General features: G+C 44.3%; 15 protein-coding genes. All 15 read right to left on the bottom strand.

Features of this window, described 5'->3' with window-relative positions; genetic code table 11:
* Positions 1–6: 6 nt before the first annotated feature.
* Entirely contained in the window at positions 7–2,109 is a 2,103-nt protein-coding gene (gene flhA / locus QSH61_RS06695; RefSeq protein WP_039492505.1) for a flagellar biosynthesis protein FlhA, read from the bottom strand.
* Positions 2,110–2,192: 83 nt separating this feature from the next.
* Positions 2,193–3,323: a flagellar biosynthesis protein FlhB gene (gene flhB, locus QSH61_RS06690; protein WP_010606366.1), complete on the bottom strand. Its 1,131-nt coding sequence runs from the start codon at positions 3,321–3,323 to the stop codon at positions 2,193–2,195.
* Positions 3,324–3,332: 9 nt separating this feature from the next.
* On the bottom strand, positions 3,333–4,112 hold the full coding sequence (gene fliR / locus QSH61_RS06685) for a flagellar biosynthetic protein FliR (protein WP_010606365.1): 780 nt from the start codon (positions 4,110–4,112) through the stop codon (positions 3,333–3,335).
* Positions 4,113–4,114: 2 nt separating this feature from the next.
* The gene (gene fliQ / locus QSH61_RS06680) at positions 4,115–4,384 is read right to left on the bottom strand and encodes a flagellar biosynthesis protein FliQ (protein ID WP_010369116.1); all 270 of its coding nucleotides are present in this window, start codon (positions 4,382–4,384) and stop codon (positions 4,115–4,117) included.
* A 1-nt stretch (position 4,385) separates the two neighbouring features.
* Positions 4,386–5,123 (bottom strand): flagellar type III secretion system pore protein FliP, encoded by a 738-nt coding sequence (gene fliP, locus QSH61_RS06675; protein WP_010606364.1) that lies wholly within the window; start codon positions 5,121–5,123, stop codon positions 4,386–4,388.
* Complete coding sequence (gene fliO / locus QSH61_RS06670) at positions 5,116–5,574, bottom strand: flagellar biosynthetic protein FliO (protein ID WP_174168556.1); 459 nt, start codon at positions 5,572–5,574, stop codon at positions 5,116–5,118. Before fliO ends, fliP begins: the two co-directional genes overlap by 8 nt.
* Complete coding sequence (fliN, locus tag QSH61_RS06665) at positions 5,574–5,972, bottom strand: flagellar motor switch protein FliN (protein WP_010369124.1); 399 nt, start codon at positions 5,970–5,972, stop codon at positions 5,574–5,576. The genes fliO and fliN overlap by 1 nt, the downstream gene beginning before the upstream one ends.
* A 72-nt stretch (positions 5,973–6,044) precedes the next feature.
* Positions 6,045–7,139, bottom strand: a complete 1,095-nt coding sequence (gene fliM, locus QSH61_RS06660) for a flagellar motor switch protein FliM (protein ID WP_010606361.1) — start codon at positions 7,137–7,139, stop codon at positions 6,045–6,047.
* Positions 7,140–7,149: 10 nt separating this feature from the next.
* On the bottom strand, positions 7,150–7,674 hold the full coding sequence (gene fliL / locus QSH61_RS06655; protein ID WP_010606360.1) for a flagellar basal body-associated protein FliL: 525 nt from the start codon (positions 7,672–7,674) through the stop codon (positions 7,150–7,152).
* Between the two features lie 43 nt (positions 7,675–7,717).
* Positions 7,718–9,805, bottom strand: coding sequence for a flagellar hook-length control protein FliK (locus QSH61_RS06650; RefSeq protein ID WP_206471584.1), 2,088 nt, complete (start codon positions 9,803–9,805; stop codon positions 7,718–7,720).
* 142 nt (positions 9,806–9,947) lie between these two features.
* Positions 9,948–10,394, bottom strand: a complete 447-nt coding sequence (gene fliJ / locus QSH61_RS06645) for a flagellar export protein FliJ (protein WP_010369144.1) — start codon at positions 10,392–10,394, stop codon at positions 9,948–9,950.
* Positions 10,394–11,725 carry a flagellar protein export ATPase FliI gene (gene fliI, locus QSH61_RS06640; RefSeq protein WP_010606357.1) on the bottom strand — a complete coding sequence of 444 codons (1,332 nt, stop codon included), beginning with the start codon at positions 11,723–11,725 and terminating at the stop codon, positions 10,394–10,396. Before fliI ends, fliJ begins: the two co-directional genes overlap by 1 nt.
* 72 nt (positions 11,726–11,797) lie before the next feature.
* Positions 11,798–12,613: a flagellar assembly protein FliH gene (gene fliH / locus QSH61_RS06635; RefSeq protein ID WP_206471583.1), complete on the bottom strand. Its 816-nt coding sequence runs from the start codon at positions 12,611–12,613 to the stop codon at positions 11,798–11,800.
* Between the two features lie 3 nt (positions 12,614–12,616).
* On the bottom strand, positions 12,617–13,657 hold the full coding sequence (fliG, locus tag QSH61_RS06630; protein ID WP_010369151.1) for a flagellar motor switch protein FliG: 1,041 nt from the start codon (positions 13,655–13,657) through the stop codon (positions 12,617–12,619).
* The gene (gene fliF, locus QSH61_RS06625) at positions 13,650–15,368 is read right to left on the bottom strand and encodes a flagellar basal-body MS-ring/collar protein FliF (RefSeq protein ID WP_130126591.1); all 1,719 of its coding nucleotides are present in this window, start codon (positions 15,366–15,368) and stop codon (positions 13,650–13,652) included. Before fliF ends, fliG begins: the two co-directional genes overlap by 8 nt.
* Positions 15,369–15,381: the final 13 nt, after the last annotated feature.

The following is a 15,381-nucleotide window of genomic DNA, read 5'->3' as shown; positions in this document are numbered from 1 at the left end:
TATCCTCTATTGTCCAACCGAGCTCACTATCTTAATTTGTCTTTCTTCCGGCACTTCTTGATATGACATCACTCGAAGACCTGGAATTGTATGTTTAACAAATCGAGACAGTACACTTCTTAACATACCTGAGGTTAATAAGATGGACGGCTCCCCTAGCATTTCTTGGTTGTGATGTGCTTCTCTTAATGATTCTTGAAGCCTCTCAGCCAAGCCAGGTTCAATACCTGCCCCCTCATCACCTGCGTTCTGAAGTGACTGATGCAACATCTGTTCCAACTCAGGCGCCAATGTTATGACAGGAATCTCTTCTTCGCTTCCAACGGCATCTTGAACAATCAATCTGCGTAATGAAATTCTTACCGCAGCCGTTAATACATCAGGGTCTTGGCTACGTGGTCCGTACTCAACTAAGGTTTGTACAATCGAGCGCATATCTCGAATTGCAACGCCTTCATTAAGCAGATTTTGTAGTACTTTTACTACGGTAGTGAGTGGTAAAATATCAGGCACTAAGCCTTCAACTAATCTAGGGTGACTTTTCGCAAGCATGTCTAATAGATTTTGAACTTCTTCATGACCAAGCAATAGTGACGCATTATTCGTCAATAATTGACTAATGTGTGTTGCCACCACAGTTGCAGCATCTACTACTGTATAGCCAAGTGAATGCGCTTCATCTTTTTGATCTGGTTTAATCCATACTGCATCTAAGCCAAATGCAGGATCTTTAGTCTCTATGCCTTTAATCGGCCCAAACACCTGCCCTGGGTTAATTGCGAGCTCATCGCCATGCTTCAACTCACCGGTTCCTGAGCCAACTCCCATTAAAGTAATATTGTATGCATTTGGATCTAATTCTAGGTTATCGCGAATATGTACCGGCGGTACTAAAAAGCCCAGTTCCTGAGATAGCTTTTTACGCACCCCTTTAATACGACTGAGAAGCTCCCCGCCTTGGGCTTGGTCAACTAGAGGGATTAGGCGATAACCTACCTCTAAACCAATCACATCAACAGGTTGTACATCATCCCAACCAAGCTCTTTTTGATCTTGTTGATGGCCTCCTTTCGCAGCAGGTCCTTTGGCAGCTTGTTCCGCCTTTTCGATTTCCGCCTTTTTCTTTTGCTGACTTGTGTAATAGGCTATATAGCCAAGTAATACACCTAACCCTAAGAAGGCAACATGTGGCATGCCAGGAACGAGTCCCATGGTGATCAAAATACCTGAAGCAATAGCCAGCGATTTTTCATTACCCAGTTGGTTTTTAAACTGATCGCCCATGTTGTGCGATTCATTTTGACGCGTTACGACAATTGCAGTACCAATTGAGAGTAAAAGAGAAGGAATTTGCGCGACCAGACCGTCACCAATCGTCAGCATGGTATAAACTTCCATCGCGTGACCAAAGCTTAAATCATGCTGGATCATCCCAACGAAAAGGCCACCTATTATATTAATAGCAAGGATCACAATACCTGCGATAGCATCACCTTTAACGAATTTACTTGCACCGTCCATTGAACCGTAAAAATCGGCTTCTCGAGTCACTTCTTCACGGCGAGCCCGGGCGTCATCTGCAGAGATAAAACCGGCATTTAAATCCGCATCAATGGCCATTTGCTTACCCGGCATAGCATCGAGGGTGAAACGCGCAGACACCTCAGAAATACGACCTGCACCTTTGGTAATTACAACAAAGTTAATAATAATAAGGATAAGGAATACAACTAAACCGACGGCGTAGTTACCACCAATAACAACGCTACCAAAGGCTTCGATCACCTTACCTGCCGCATCACCACCATTATGACCTTCAAGTAATACGACTCGAGTACTCGCTACGTTTAATGCCAATCGCATGATAGTCGCGATCAGTAGTACCGCCGGAAACATACCAAATTCGAGTGGCTTCAAGGTATAAACAGTCACCAATAGCACCACAAGTGCCAATGCAATGTTGAAGGAAAATAGAATATCAAGCAAAAAAGGAGGTAGCGGCAGAATAACCATGCCAAGTGCTGCAAGCACCAACAATGGAGTACCCACACCTTTAGCATATTCTTTTTTATCTCGATTGAGTTGTTGTAAAACCGCTTTAAATTCCATAACTTAACACAAGCAAAAAATTGACACATAGCAACAAATGCAATATGCGTTCCAATTAATAGCTTATTTTTATAAGAGCAATTTTAGTGCTTTAAATCGTCTGGGATTGGTAAATCTCGAGTAAGTGCAACAGGTCTTTTCCCTTTACCCTTTTGGAAACGATTCAGCTGAAATACATAAGCAAGTACCTGTGCAACCGCGGTAAACAATTGTTCAGGGATTTGATCACCTACTTCGGTTGTATGATAAAGTGAACGAGTCAATACAGGTGACTCCACAATCGGTACTTCATTTCCTTTAGCTATTTTTCTAATTTGCATCGCAAGCTCATCAACCCCTTTTGCAATAACAATAGGCGCCCCCGCTCGTTCAGTATCGTATTTAAGCGCAACCGAATAGTGAGTGGGGTTGGTCACAACAACATCTGCATCTGGTACATCTTGCATCATACGTCGTTGCGACATTTCTCTTTGCGTGCGGCGGATCCGCGCTTTTATTTGCGGATCACCTTCTGAGTTTTTATATTCATCCTTGACTTCTTGTAGCGTCATTTTAAGCTGTTTATGGTGATTGTAGCTTTGATAAGGGGCATCAATCGCTGAAATAATGATCATAGTGCAACTAAGTGCTAAGAACATCCACGCAATGATTTCTAACGCATGCTCTATACTCGATGGGATTTGTTCAATACTCAAGTGCAATATTTCATTAAAATACATATTGATAAGCAAGATTGCAAAACCTGCTACCAATACAAACTTAAGAACTGACTTCAATAACTCAATGGCCGCTTGTGGGCCCAACATTCGCTTCAGTCCCTTCATAGGTGACATTTTACTTGCTTTAGGTGCGGCCGCTTGCCAAGAAAAGTTAAAGCCACCGAGTAACGTATTCCCCACTATTCCAGCAATTGCGATAATAAAAACGAACATAGCCATTGGGAATAACAGCTCAGCGCCAATATCCCCCCACACAGCAAACATTTTGGTTGTATCGTAGGTTTCATTGCGATTAAGCGACAACATTCGCCCCATCACGTTGTAAAGCGCCTTCCCTATACCAGGACCATACATCAGTAAAGCGATAGCAGAAAACAACAAGACAAACGTAGTCCCCAACTCCTTTGAACGGGCTACCTGGCCTTTACTCCTCGCATCACTTATCTTCTTGGAGGTGGGTTCTTCGGTGCGTTCTTGACCTGAATCTTCTGCCATTTCAAACTCCTAAACCGTACAACCAATTAGATCGCACATCAGCTCCGTCATTTTGAGCCATTGAAACTCAAATTGTGCTAAGAAGTTACCCAGTGTCGCCCAAATAATGGTAAGACCTGCAACCAGCGTAAAAGCAAACCCTACAGAGAAAATATTCATCTGAGGTGCAGCTCTGGTCATGATCCCAAACGAGATATTGATAACCAACATTGCCGTTAATGGAGCTAATGCAAGAGCCAGTGCCGTAGAAAACATCCAGCCCCCCCAATTAACGATTCTCCAAAAATTATCTACCACCCACCAATTACCTGCAATGGGAAAGCTTTCGAAGCTATACACTACCATTTGGATCATCATCAGATGGCCGTTATAAACAAAAAACAGTAATGTCGCTAATATTAAATAGAACTGACCAACTGCTGGGACACTTAATCCATTGGCCGGATCTACAACAGATGCGAAACCAAGACCTGTTTGCATAGCAAGGATTTGACCCGCAATGATAAAAGTATTTAAAAGCAACAGAGAGCCAAAACCAATTGCGACTCCGGTCATCATTTCTTGAATAACAACCAAAATCATCGAAAAGGAGAACAAATCGGTAAATTCTGATTTGGGCAAAACGGGCACCACGGCAAAAGTAACAACCACAGCGAGCGCAAACTTAATTCGAGCCGGCACACTTTGTGCCCCAAGCCCCGCCATTACCATTATCATTGAGCTTATCCGCACCAGTGGAAGTAAAAAATCACTTAGCCACTGCATGATTACCGCAAAGGTGAACTCCATGGCTAACCTGCGATTTCAGGAATTCGCATAACCACGAGGTTAAAATAGTCCATCAGTTCTTGAGTTAACCAATGGCCACCAAAAATAAGGGCCAGAATCGTGATAATTAAACGCGGTAAAAAGCTTAATGTTTGCTCGTTAATTGATGTTGCAGCTTGAAACACAGCAACAACTAAACCAACTAGAAGCCCAGGTACTACAATCGCCGCCACCAGCTTGATGACTAAAAACAATGCATCACTTAAGATATCGACAAAGACTTCTGGTTCCACATTACACCCCCAATCCGAAGCTTCTGGCCAGTGTCCCCATGACCAAACTCCAACCGTCGACGAGCACAAAAAGCATAATCTTAAACGGCAAGGAAACTATCATTGGCGATAACATCATCATACCCATGGCCATCAAGACACTGGCTACAACTAAGTCGACTATCAAAAATGGAATAAAGAACATAAAGCCGATAATAAAAGCCGTTTGCAGCTCAGATGTAACGAAGGCCGGAATAATAACGATAAACGGCGTATCCTCAGGGCTATCAAGCTTGTCATAGCCCGCTATTTTAGCAAAGGTTTCCAGGTCTTTAATTCGGGTTTGTGACAACATGAAAGCTTTCATGGGTTCTTTGGCACGTTCAAGTGCTTGGATTGATGTGATTTCTTCTTTTATATATGGCTGCACCGCTTCATCATTTATCTGCGAAAATATAGGTGCCATTATAAATAGCGTCAAAAACAACGATAAACCGAGTAAAATTTGATTCGATGGCGATTGCTGTAGACCAATCGCTTGTCTCAAAATCGCAAGTACAACAATTATTCGAGTAAACGAAGTCATCATGATAACAGCGGCTGGAATAAAACTCAGCGCCGTCATAATGGCGAGCACTTGAAGTGTCACTGAGTACTCTTGAGAGCCATCAGGGTTTGTTGTAACGTTTATTGCTTCTATCCCTTCTGCAGAAGCTACCCCAGAAAACAGTAATAAACAGAGTATCAGCAATCTAGTCATGGCTTTTCTTATTTTGGTTATTGGCTACTTGCCCTTTTCCCGTTAAAAACTTTTGTAGCTCGTTTGCAAATGGCGTTCGGCTAACATCATCCAGTGGTGTTTCTAGCTGATATAAATAATTGATATTATTTGGTGTTACCCCGAGCAAGTGCTGTTTATCATCCAACTCTACAACCAGCAAACGCTCTTTCGTACCGAGCGATATACTGCGGATCACCTTAAAGTCCTTTTGGTTTACAATGTTGGGATTTAAACGCTTCAGCACAAATGCTAACCCCAAAATAAGTAAGATCACCAACACCAAGGACAATCCCATGGAGAGTAGTTCCGAGCTTAACCCCGCAGTACCTGCCCCTACAGAAGACTTAGGTACTACTCCTGACGTCGTTGCAACGGCAGCACTCGCGTAACAAGCAGTACTAAACAAAGCTACACACCAACCCCAGCGCATTAACGTAGCTTTTTAATACGCTCAACCTGACTAATAACGTCCGTTAAGCGAATACCAAACTTGTCGTTTACTACAACTACTTCACCGTGTGCAATCAACGTACCGTTAACAAGTACATCTAGCGGTTCACCAGCTACTCGATCCAACTCAACAACAGAGCCCTGATTTAGCTGTAATAAGTTACGAATATTAATTTTAGAGCGGCCAACTTCCATCGAAATGGTAACTGGAATGTCTAAAATGGTATCGAGTTTACGTTTTTCATCTGACGATAATGCAGGCGCTGAATCTTTGAGTTCATCTAACTCTGCAACTTCTGGCTCACTGCCACCTTCGGCACCTTCGGCTTCAGCTAGTGCTGCCGCCCATTCGTCCATAGTATCTTGATCATCGCTCATTGGATTACTACCTGATTAAGTTAATTTGTTGTCCATAATTAGTCTCATGACGTTGCTTGTACAACCTCACGACTACCAATCTAAATCCACACCTTCGGAAAGATGCAGATCTTCTTCTAATTCTGCCAGCTCAGCATCTGAATCGAGTTTTTTACCACCTTTGGTAAACACATGAAGCTCAGACTTCACTGATTCTGGCCGTTTAATTTTTTCACTGATCTGTAAAGCAACATTGTCACGAGAACGACCCATTTTAGCTCTGAAGGTTGGCAGCTCTTCTACAAATACGGTGACATGCTCTGGCATTTCCACAGGAATAACATCACCAGCTTGAAGTTTCATTATTTGCTCAAGTGATAAGTCCACTTCCAGCAACTGGGAGGAAATCTCAACTTCAACATCCATAATCTCATCACGAAGCGCTTTACTCCAACGCAGATCGGTATCTTCAGTATCTGATTGAACACCGGCATCGAGTAACTCTCGAATAGGTTCCAACATAGAGTAAGGCAATGAAATATGGAAATCGCCCCCTCCACCATCTAATTCAATATGAAAAGAGCTAATCACCACCACTTCAGTTGGCGATACAATATTCGCCATCGCGGGGTTAACCTCGGAGTCAAGATATTCAAACGACACATCCATAACCGGTGCCCAGGCTTCTTTGTAATCTTCAAAGATGATCTTAAGTAGCATCTGAACGATACGACGTTCTGTAGGTGTAAACTCACGCCCCTCGATCTTGGCATGATAACGACCATCTCCACCAAAAAAGTTGTCTACAAGGATAAAAACCAACCGGGCTTCCATGGTTATCAGGCCAGTACCTTTTAGTGGCCTAAAGCGCACCATATTCAAGCTGGTAGGAACGAACAGAGTATGAATATACTCGCCAAACTTAAGCATTTGCACACCATTGATAGACACTTCAGCGGTGCGGCGCATCATGTTGAAAAGGCTTATCCGCATATGGCGGGCAAATCGTTCATTAACGATTTCAAGCGTCGGCATCCGCCCACGCACAATCCTATCTTGAGACGAAAAGTCATACTGTAAGGCACCAGCGCCTTCGCCGTCACCACTATCACCGATTTCGTCTTCTTCGACTTCATCTACACCATGGAGTAGCGCATCAATTTCGTCTTGGGATAATAAATCGCTCACAAATACTACCTTATTGCATTACAAAGCCAGTAAACAACACACGCTCGATTACTTTGCTACCTTCAACCCCTTCCATCGCAGCTTGGACTTTATCTAGCGCCGTTAAGCGCAAAGTTTCTTTACCTGCACTTGTGCTTAACTCATCAGCGGTAGTCGTTGAAAACACGCTAAGTAAAGTACCTTCAATCAAGGGAATATGCTTCTTTGCTACTTCTTCATTAACATCACCGCGAACCAGCAGCTGAACTTTAATTTGCACAATTCTATCGCGACTTGCACCAGGTACATTGAAAACAAAGGGACGGGGCATGGCAACGTACAGTGCACTCCCCATTTGCGCAGCGCTACCTTGCTCCGCTTTAACTTCGCTTGCTGTCGTTTCTTCTGCTAAGGATTCTTCTGGCGCATCTGAGCCTGAAAATAAGAAAAACCCTGCGACACCGCCGAGCACCAATACCGCAGCGACAATAATGATAATCAGCTTTTTCTTGGAACCACCCGTTTCTTCTATTTCTAAGTCGGTTTCTTCAGCCATAGCAAGCCCTTATGATCTTTATTAATTACAATAATAGCAGGTGTTAGGCATAGTAATCTATTGCAGAATCAGTATTTCTCTTTTGTGATGGTTGTGGATTGTCAGAAACCCCCGATTCATCACCTAGAGTTTGCTGTCCACTCGTATTGCCACCAGCAGTTTGCGACTCTGATTCAGTATTTCCACCTTGCTGATGTGATATTTGGCTGTCACCCAGTTCAATACCCTGCTCAGCTAACATTTCTCTTAGTCTTGGCAGTGATTGCTCTAGCAATTCTTTAGCTTGCTGATTTTGCACCACAATATTCACTTGAGCCTGCTCTGCATCGCTTTTTATTCGAATTTGCATCGCCCCAAGCTCTGGCGGGTCTAAGCGAATCTCAGCTTCCTTATTGTTAAGGTTAAGCATCAACCCTACCCGTTGATGCAGCTCTTTAGCGGCATCTTGACGTGCTATGTTAATCGCCTGTTGAAGATTAGCATCTGTCGCTTGCTTTGTCTGTGTTGTGCTTTGGTTTGTTGGCTGAGACTGTTGAATTTGCTGAACTTCTTTCAGTGTTTGGTTTAGTGAGCTAGTGTCTTGCGATACACTTACAGGACTTGCTTCAGGCTTAACTTGATTTGGTATCGCTGCTGCAGTATTAGCCGATTGACGCTCATTTTTAACCGCCTCTTTCGCGATGCTTGCTTCCGCTTGCATCAGCTTACTATTTTCTTTATCAACTACCTTTTCACTTATTTGCTTTTCTAAGTTCTGTTTTTCTGAACTTTGCTTCTCTACTGCTAACTTTTCATCGCTAGTCAATTTATTCACAGCTATATTTTTTTCAGCACGTTCACCCTCTTTAACTACCACGGCCTGCTGATCACTATTGTTAGACTTTTCTTGCGCGCTATTTACATTAAAAGACGCTTGGGTAGTATCTTTAACATCCGTAGCAGCTTCTTGCGGGGTGTTTGTTGAAGTTTGTGTTACGACAGAGGATGGCACAAATGCTTTAAATTGCCGTACATTTTCGATATCAACATCTTTACCAATTAATTGAGCTACGGCTTTTTGTACACTTGGTGACGCATCATAAATATCCAGCTTACCAGCCATCACGGCTTTTAATTCTTGTTGTTGCTGTACGGTCAACTTTTCTACCATGGTTTGCACATCTGTAGTGCTTTTTGTACTTACTGCGTTTTTGTCTTTCGCGGTTTGTGTACTCGCCTCAGAAATGATTTGCTTTGTTTCTGATTGCTTAGCTTCAGATGAGGAAACAGATTGAGCAAGCTCTGATTTCTTAGCGGCTAAGAGTTCTTTCTGTTGCGCGGTTTCAGACTCACTTTCAACTTGAGACTCGACTGGCTTATTAGCGCTTGGATCCCGTTTTTCTATGTTTGTATTGGTAACCAAGGCTTGAGTGCTAGTATCCTTTTGCAACTTAGGCTGTAATGTTTGTTCTTTAGCTTCTGAACTGTCATTCAATAACGAAGGTTTAGCAACCTCACCTTCTGAGTCTTGGCTGTCCATAGAAGTTGCCTGCTGTAATAACGAGGTTGGCTTAGTGCCGGCGTTTTCAGTTTGGCCTTTCCCCCCTCGAATGAGTGGACTGGCTTCGTCTTGTAGCTGCTCCTGAGATAGTGCACTATCGCTAGCTACAACCTCTTCATCAGCCGCAGAAGCATTGCCCAACGCTTCTTTGACTGATTGCGCAATTGCTGTTGGGGTTTGGCTCAATGAAGTGCTCTGCTGTTTTGCAGCGTTGATCTGAGCATATAAGTCATTATCCGGGGGATCAGGAAGCGGTTTGTCCGCAACTACCAGGCCTTTGTCAGTGTAGCTAACAGTAGAAGTTGGTACTTCCCCTTGCAGCTTAGAGGAAGAGGCTTGTGCTTTACTATCTGACTGCGGAGCATCATCTGATGCGACTTCGCTATCTATTGGCGCATCCAGCTCTGAGGTTACAGGATCTGCAGACTCTTTTACCTGCTTGTTTGCACTCTCTTGCTCGGCTAACTCAGCCATTAAAGCACTAAACCCAGAGCTGTCTTCAGAACCCTCAGCATCTGTCTCTTGGGATTTTTCTTTAATATCAACCTCGTTACTGCCTCGTTGCAGCATGGATGCAAGCATTAGATTCATCTTAAAGCTACCTCATAAAGTGGCAATGTCCTGCCGTTGTAATACACCGTTAAAAACCAACACTATGAATATTAGTGACTTTTACGAGTGAACTACCTAAATAATAAAACGCTAATTATTACAAAGCATATTTCGAGCCAACTTACCAAGCACGCTCTCTTCGTACAAACTGATTCGTTGCAAACTCATCAAGCATCTTTTGCTCTGCTTTGGCAAGACGAGTTTGCTTCGCGAGGGCTTGCTTCTCGATAAGCTTTTCAATTGCCTTCGTTTTAGCCTGCTGTGCTAGCCATAGCTTGCGGCGTTGTTCAACCACCTGCTTGGCTGTGTTGACCGTTTTTGCTTGCTGATCAATAGCCTGCTCAATCTTATTAATAAAGTTATGGTATTGATTGAAACCGCCACTAGACAGACCAACTTGTGCTTTACTATGAAGCTGCATGCTGTATTCCAGACGGAAATCGTTTAGTCCCGATAACCGTTGTTGGTTTGTTGCTAAGTGCTGCTGCGCTTGAACAAAATTCGCTCGAAGGTTATCTTCTTTGTCTTTTTCTAGCTTAAGCAATAAAGTCAGTTTGTTATTTGCCATTATGCTTGTCCTAGTAGCTTAGCGAGGCCTTGTAAACACTCGTCATAATTGATCACGTCTTTCATGCCTTGCTGAAGGAAGTTATTCACAGCAGGCATCATGTTTATCGCCTGATCTAGCATCTGGTCACTTCCGCGTTGATAAGCACCTAAGGTGATCATGTCTTTATTTTGCTGGTACATTGAATAGACTTGCTTGAGCACTCTGGCTTGCTGCATGTGTGCCTCTGACACCACTTGCGGCATGACTCGACTAATGGACTTTTCAATATCTATCGCTGGATAATGACCACTATCGGCAAGCTCTCGTGATAACACAATATGACCATCCAAAATAGCTCGCGCGGCATCGGCAATAGGGTCTTGCATATCATCACCTTCACTCAATACCGTAAAGAATGCGGTAATTGAGCCTTGTCCCTCACCACCATTACCTGCGCGCTCAACCAACGCTGGGAGCTTTGCAAATACGGAAGGCGGATACCCTTTTGTGGCTGGCGGCTCGCCTACAGCAAGCGCTATCTCACGTTGTGCCATGGCATAGCGCGTCACCGAATCCAGTAACAAGAGTACGTTTAATCCTTGGTCGCGAAAATACTCCGCAATAGTCACAGCACTTTCGCAACCTTTTAAGCGCATCAGCGGTGAGGCATCGGCGGGAGCGGCAACCACAACGGAGCGGCGTCTACCCTCGACGCCCAAAATCTCATCGATAAATTCTTTCACCTCACGACCACGTTCACCGACCAAGCCAACGACGATAACATCCGCCTCACTGCCTCGCGTCATCATGCCAAGCAATACCGATTTACCCACACCACTCCCTGCAAACAGCCCCATACGTTGGCCTTGACCCACTGTCACGATCGAATTTATCGCGCGCACACCTACATCCATTGGTGAGTCGATTGGACGCCTTGCAAGTGGGTTAATGGGCGCTGCGGCAAATTTTAGATGCTTCTCAGCGTCAATGGCACCAAGGCCATCTAGTGGCCTACCAAGTCCGTCAACCACGCGGCCAAGTAGACCCATTCCGACAGGTAATCCAGCATCCTTAACTTTTGGGATCACTCGCGCTCCAGGAAGGACGCCTGTAATATGGTCGTTTGGCATAAGGTAAAGCGTTTCTTGATTGAAACCGATGACTTCTGCATCAATAAAACCGCCCAGCGTCTCGATTTTACATTGACTGCCGACGGGAGCACTTAGCCCCCTAGCTTCAAGGGTGAGGCCAACCACGCGGGTGAGGCTGCCTGCAACCGCAACCCCGTATGGTTTGACAAATTTCTGATACTTACTGATGCGCTCGCTCATAGCAGCAGATGTCGACATGTTCGCAATTACCTTAGGAAGGCATCGTTATCCTGATTTGATTGCTTGGCTTATCTAGATAACAGTGCAGTATTATTGGTTTATACCGCTATCTTGCAAAAATGATTCCAACACTTCGCTAATACGGTTCTTAAGCGTCATATCAATGGATGACTGTGGCGTTTTCACCTCGCAGCCACCTCTGTCCAACGTCGGCTCTGGAAGTAACTGCCAATGCTGTGATTGTATATGTTCTTCGCCGTACATGGCCTGTACTAAGGCTAAATCTTCTGGATGCAGATGGATGCGTACTGTTTGATCTTTGACAGGCAGCGCGTCCATTGCTTTTTTCAACGCGTTTAAAATGAGCTCAGGCGTGGTCTTGAGCTCTTTAAAAATAACCTGCTCTGCCAATAAATTGACGAGTACAACCAGCTGCTTTTCACACTCATCATCAACCTTTTTCAGTGGCGTTTGCATGCCATCTAAAATAGTGGATAGCGCTTTCATCCTTTCTTCAATGAGAGGTTGTGCTTCCTCAAGTCCCTTTTCTTTACCTATTTCTACGCCTTCTTTATAACCGGCTTCTTTACCTTCAGAAACTCCTTTGTCAAAGCCTTCAATATAGCCTTGTTCGTGGCCTTGCTTTATTCCTTCGTCGTAGGCATCCTGACGGATCTGCTCTAATTCTTCAATGGTCAAAGTAGGGAATTCAGGCTCTTGCGGCTCAGGTTCTGCGCTCACCTCTCTCTTAGTATACAACTCTTCCAACGGCGTACCGAAGGCCGTAGAACGACCTCGGTATTTTTCGGGCTTATCCGTAACATCTGGAATGGGCCAGTTTTCTAATAACTCATCCAGTGCTTCGGTGCTGACAGGGCGGCCTTTATACAACTTTTTATCGACCATGGTTTATAGGAACTCCTCACCACCGCCGCCACCAAGCATAATTTCACCTGAGTCAGCCAAACGTCTAGCCGTTGCCAGAATCTCTTTTTGTGCAGCTTCGACTTCACTGATCCGCACTGGAGGCATAGCCTCAAGGTCATCTTGCATCATCTCAGCAGCACGTTTGGACATATTCTTCATAATCTTTTCTTTTAAAGATTCGTCCGCGCCTTTAATTGCTTTCATCAGTACGTCTTGCTGCACTTCACGCAGTATGGCTTGGATCCCTCTGTCTTCGACATCCATCAAGTTTTCAAACACGAACATGAGGTCTTGAATTTGTTGCGACATTTCTTCGTCATGTTCTCGGATTGAATCCATCAACTGGCCTTCAATATTGGTATCCAAGTAGTTCATGATATCTGCAGCGGCTTTTAAGCCACCCATTTTCGCTGCTTGTGCACCAGCTTGACCTGCGAACTGTTTCTCCATGATCTCGTTGAGTTCTTGCAGTGCCGCAGGTTGTACTTCTTCTAAGTTTGCAATACGCATTGTTAAATCTAAGCGTACTTTCTCAGGAAACTGAGACAAGATTTCGGCGGATTGCTCAGGCTCGAGATAAGACAATACAATCGTTTGGATCTGCGGGTGCTCGTTGCGGATAATATTGGCAACTTGCTTCGAGTCCATCCACTTCAACGAATCCAACCCTTTTGCACCAGAGCCCATAACGATTTGGTCAATAAGGCTTGCCGCTTTGTCTTCACCAAGTGCTGCGGTTAGCGCCTTCTTAATAAAATCTTCCGATTGGAAACCAATTGTACTAAAACTTTGAATTTGTTCGATAAACAAATTGTGCACAGCTGCAATTTTAGCCTGAGATAGGTCATCCATGGAGGCCATCGCCATACCGACCTTTTGCACTTGCTTCGGCTCTAAGTGTTTCAAAATCTGAGCCGCATCTTCTTCAGTCAAACTAAGCAGTAAGATGGCAGCCTTGTCGACGCCATCTAGCTTGTCAACGTCAAAGGCTGCGGGCAATTGTTTTTGTTCTTGATCAGTCATCTTCTGTCAACCACGCTTTCACAACTTGTGATGAGAGTTCTGGTTCGTTAGCAACTAAGGCACGTACTGCTTTGAGTAAGTCCTCGTCGCCATGTAAGTCTGGCAATTGTAATCTACCGTCAGAAGAGAAGCCAACCGCAGACTCATCGAATTCGTTATTTAGCATATCGAGTGTACTGTCACCTAAATCTACACCACTGGTCAACGCATCTTCATCAAAATCTTCAAGCGTATCATCTGGGTAAATTAGACGCTTAAGCATAGGTCTTACTACCGCTAAGATTAGCACAATGATCACTAAGGTACCTGCTGCAAGACGGATTGTCTTTTGGAACCAATCTTGCTCCCAAAGTGGTATCTCTTGCATTTCAGTGAGGTCTTCACGCACGAATGGCACAGTCACTACCTCTAGTGCATCACCTCGCTGCATATCAAAGCCCACACCACCTTGTAGCAAACGACGGATGTTATTTAACTCTTCTTGCGTACGCGGCGCCATTGCCATGTTACCTTCAGCATCAGGTTTTGCGAGGTAGTCAACGGCCACACTCACACTGATCCGGCGAATAACCCCAGTTTGCTGACGTTTATGGCTAATAGTGGTATCTAACTCATAGTTACGGGTTGCTTCTTTTTGATTACTGCTTGGTGTTGCACTTTGACCATTGCCGCCTTGACCCGCAATCTCTGGGATATTTGAGTTTATAGGAGGTTGATTAGTCAGCGCCCCCGGAATACCGACAGCTAAGCCACCAATATTATTTTCTTCATACGTCGTTTCGCTACGAACCGCAGGTAAATCTGGGTTATAACGTTTTTGCGTTTCTTCAACTGCGCTGAAGTCCATCGTTAAGTCAACCTGCGCGGTAAAGTTACCAAGACCTACAGTTGGGATCAGGATGCTATCAATTTTTTCTAGATATTCTTGTTCACGCTTACGTTCGATTTCATACTCTTTTCTCGAGCGCGCAGCTAAAGAGTCTTGAGAACCAGAGTTGAGTAGACGACCGTTTTGATCGGTGACAGTCACGCGTGAAGGCTCTAGGCCTTGTACCGCTGATGCCACAATGTCTACGATTGAATCAACTTCTTCGCCGCCAAGCGTTTTGCCACGTTTAAGGGTAATAACTACGGTTGCAGAGGGCTTTTTCTCGCGACGTGCAAAGACGTTTTCTTTTGGAATTGCAAGTAACACTTTTGCACGATTTACGTCTTGTAACTCTTCAATTGTTCTCGCAAGTTGTTGCTCACGGCTATGTTTTAAGCGCTCTCTTTCAAGACGTTGGCTAACACCAAAACCCATATCTTGCATCAGAATATCAGTGCCAGAACTCGGAGACTGGGTAAAACCGTCACGCGCCATGCGTAGTTTTATGTCTTGATAGTCCGACTCAGCGACTAAAATGGTATTACCATCTAATTGGTATTCAATTTTCTGTTGGTCTAAAAAGTCTAACGTTTCGACGAGTTCTTCTGTTGGGTACTTACCAAGTGGGCGCATATCTGGTTGGCGCGCCCAAATGATAATAAAGATTGCGATTGCTAAACAAATAGCAAGGGCAATAACCAGAGTAACCTGGCGCAACATATCAACACCGCTTAGCGCACTGAAGTAGCCTGATTTTTGCTCTTGTTGCTCATCCGATCCGCTGTCATTATTCAGCGCTGCATCGGAAAGCGTAAGATCTGTTGATTGATTAGTAGCCACGATTACTCTCCACAGT

The sequence above is a fragment of the Pseudoalteromonas sp. JC3 genome, from assembly GCF_030291895.1.
GTDB lineage: Bacteria > Pseudomonadota > Gammaproteobacteria > Enterobacterales > Alteromonadaceae > Pseudoalteromonas.
Note: the sequence above shows the minus strand (reverse complement) of the source record. Positions and strands in the feature narration are given on the sequence as shown.